Source organism: Hydrogenivirga sp., assembly GCF_056450045.1.
This window is the reverse complement of record NZ_JBWONM010000090.1, coordinates 1-3,047: the sequence shown is the minus strand read 5'-3', so window position 1 is coordinate 3,047 and position 3,047 is coordinate 1. Positions and strand designations below refer to the sequence as shown.

The window sequence follows — 3,047 nt, the reverse complement described above, 5'->3', positions numbered from 1 at the left end:
TGAGGCGAGCAAAAAACCTATAAAGATTATAGCTCTCTTTGGAGGACAGTGGCCCCACACATCCTACTCACTACCGGGTGGGGTTATGAGTGACCCTACCTATGTTGAGGTCGGACAGGCTCTCGGTATGATTGAATCCCTCATAGAGTTTCTTGAAAAGAGAACCCTTGGCATGGGGGTTGAGGAGTTTCTGGAGAGCGACCCTTTGGGTGAAAGCGGAGGAGATGTAGCAAACTTCATCGGAGTCTGTCAAAAGTTCGGACTTGACAGAGCTGGGAGGAGCTACGGCAGGTTCATAGCAGGGGGAGAGCTTGAAGGGGTCTCTTCCTCGGGGGTTTTCAACTCTGCCCTTGAGAGCTTTGACATAGGTTTGGTGAGTGAATCGGAGGATTTACCTACTTCTCAGGCAAGGGGGGCTACACCTGGTCAAAGGCTGCGAGGTACAACTCCCTTCCTCACGAGACCGGACCCCTCGCCAGGCAGGTTGTCTCCGGAAACAGGAGATTTCTCTCACTGCTCAAGGATTACGGAGACTCAGTTATGGTGAGGGTTCTCGCCCGCCTTGAAGAGCTCGTAAGAGTGAGTCTGAAGGTGAGAGAGCTCCTTCAGGAGCTTGATATAGGTGAGGATTCCTGGGTAAGACCTCCTGTGGAGGTAGAGAGGCTATCTGGAAGGGGTGTGGGTGTGATTGAAGCAGCCCGGGGAACGCTCATCCACGAGGTGGAGCTCTTTAGGGGCATTATCAAGAGGTACAACATAATAACTCCTACCGTCTGGAACCTCGGACCGAGGGACAGGGAAAACCTGGGGGTTGCAGAAAAGGCGCTGATAGGTCTGGACTCCTCACTAAAGGCTGAGATAGTCCTCAGGAGCTTTGATGTCTGTTCCGTCTGTACAGCTCACTGAGACCTTGCGAGCTTTTTCCTTTTCTCCTTCACAAACTCCCTGACACCTTCCAAGTTCCTTGTGTTAAGGACAAGCTCTGGAACAGCCCATCCCCTCCTCGCTATACCAACACCAATCTTTATGTAGGGGAGGTGAGCCACCGAGTGGGCGTCGGTGACGACCGCTATCGTAACACCAGCCTCCATGCACCTCCTTATGTTTTCGGGGGAGAGATCCACCCTGAAAGTGTTCACCTCCAAGGCTGTGCCCGTTTCCTTTGCGAGCTCAATGACCTTGTCCATGTCAAGGGGGTAGCCCTCCCTCTGTCCGTAAGCCTTCCCCGTTGGGTGCCCTATCAGGTTCACGTAAGGGTTCTCCATAGCCTTCAGTATCCTGTAGGTGTTGTCCTGGTTGAATCTTGAGTGGATTGATGCCACCACAAAGTCAAAGCCCTCAAGGAGTGAGTCGGGAAGGTCAAGGCTCCCATCGGGGAGTATATCAACCTCACAGCCCTTGAGTATGTAAAAGCCCTTCGGGTTGTATATCTCATTCAGCTTCTCTATAAGCTTCCACTGCTTTTCGTATCTCTCGGGAGTGAGCCCGTTGGCTACCCTTGCGCTCTGGGAGTGGTCTCCTATGACTATGTACTCATGACCCAGCTTGTAGGCGGCTTCCACGACCTCCTCCACGGGATTTATCCCGTCGCTCCAGTTTGTATGCATGTGAAAGTCACCCTTTATCTCGTTAAACTCAACGAGCTTGGGAAGCTTTCCCTCAAGGGCAAGCTCTATCTCACCCCAGTTCTCCCTTATCTCCGGAGGTATCCACTCCATCCCAACGAGCCTGTAAACTTCCTCCTCCCTTTCACCACCAAGCCACTCGTCGGTATCAGCCCTGAAGACTCCGTACTCGTTCACCTTCAATCCTTTCTCCTTTGCTATATCCCTCACCCTTATGTTGTGTTCCTTTGAGCCGGTAAAGTACTGGAGGGCTGCACCCCAGCTCTTGGGCTCAACCGTCCTCAGGTCAACCTGTCTCCCGTTCTTCAGGACTATGCTTGACTTTGTCTCCCCCTTCGCAAGGACCTTGTTCAGCTCGGGGTACTTGGCGAAGTGCTCATGGATCTTTCTCCAGTCCTTCCTGTCCGCCGTAACGAGGATATCTATATCGCCTATCGTTTCCTTCATCCTTCTCAGGCTCCCGGCTATGGATATCTCCTTTATGCTCTTCTCCCTCTTCATGTACTCAACCACATCCTGAGCCATGGTGTAAGCCTCTACGAGAGGTATCCTCTCCTGAGCGCTCTGCCAGAGCTCTATGCCCTTGAGTATGTTCTCAACCTTCTTAGGACCAAAGCCTGGGAGCTTTGCAAGGGAGCCGTCCTTGAGAACCCTAAGGAAGTCCTCCTTAGTCCTAACACCGAGCTTATCGTAGGCTATCCTCAGAGTCCTCGGACCTATACCCGGAACGTCCATAAGCTCAAGGAGGTCTTCGGGAACCCTCCTGCGCAGATCCTCGTACTTTTTAACCGTCCCGGTGTTGAGGAACTCCTCAATCTTGAGCACGGTGGAGGAACCTATGCCGGGGAGTCTGGATAGCTTCCCCTCCCTGTGGAACTCCTCTATATCCTCCGGTAGCTCCGATATAAGGTTGGCAGCCCTACGGTAGCTCCCTATCCTGTAGGGGTTGTCCCCGAGGAACTCAAGGATATCCGCTATCCTCTCAAATATCTCCGAGAGCTTCTTATTCTTCTTTAGCATAGCTACATAAACCGCTCCTTCTTTGCCGGGCGAATGTGAATTTTAATCCATATACGGATGTAAATACAAGGCAAGTTATACCTTTGGGTGCTCACTCAATCATGTAACCGAAGGTTCTAACAAGCTCAGGTCTTCTCCTCCAGTCGGGCTTTACCTTTACCCACAGCTCAAGGTAAACCTTCCTCTGAGTAAGGAGCTCAAGTTCTTCTCTTGCCATCCTTCCTATCTGTTTGAGCCTCTGTCCCTTCTTCCCTATTATGATCGGCTTGAGGCTTTCCCTGTCCACGACTATCTCCCCCTTTATAACGAGGACGTTTGGGTCCGCATCTCCGGGCTTTATCTCGTTTATAACGACCGCTACCGCGGTGGGAACCTCCTCCCTCGTAAGGAGCATGACCTTCT

At 52.0% G+C, this 3,047-nt stretch carries 3 protein-coding genes; 1 reads left to right on the top strand and 2 read right to left on the bottom strand.

What is annotated here, in order from left to right; translation table 11 throughout:
• Positions 1-381: 381 nt before the first annotated feature.
• Positions 382-906 carry a nickel-dependent hydrogenase large subunit gene (locus tag AC1HCM_RS03850; protein WP_479460460.1) on the top strand — a complete coding sequence of 175 codons (525 nt, stop codon included), beginning with the start codon at positions 382-384 and terminating at the stop codon, positions 904-906.
• On the opposite strand, the gene polX is transcribed toward AC1HCM_RS03850, so the two are convergent.
• Together polX and AC1HCM_RS03840 are read right to left on the bottom strand one after the other, a co-directional pair.
• Complete coding sequence (polX, locus tag AC1HCM_RS03845; RefSeq protein WP_479460459.1) at positions 900-2,645, bottom strand: DNA polymerase/3'-5' exonuclease PolX; 1,746 nt, start codon at positions 2,643-2,645, stop codon at positions 900-902. The two genes, AC1HCM_RS03850 and polX, sit on opposite strands and share 7 nt — an antisense overlap.
• 91 nt (positions 2,646-2,736) lie before the next feature.
• A partial coding sequence (locus tag AC1HCM_RS03840; RefSeq protein WP_479460458.1) for a KH domain-containing protein occupies positions 2,737-3,047 on the bottom strand: 311 nt, incomplete at its 5' end.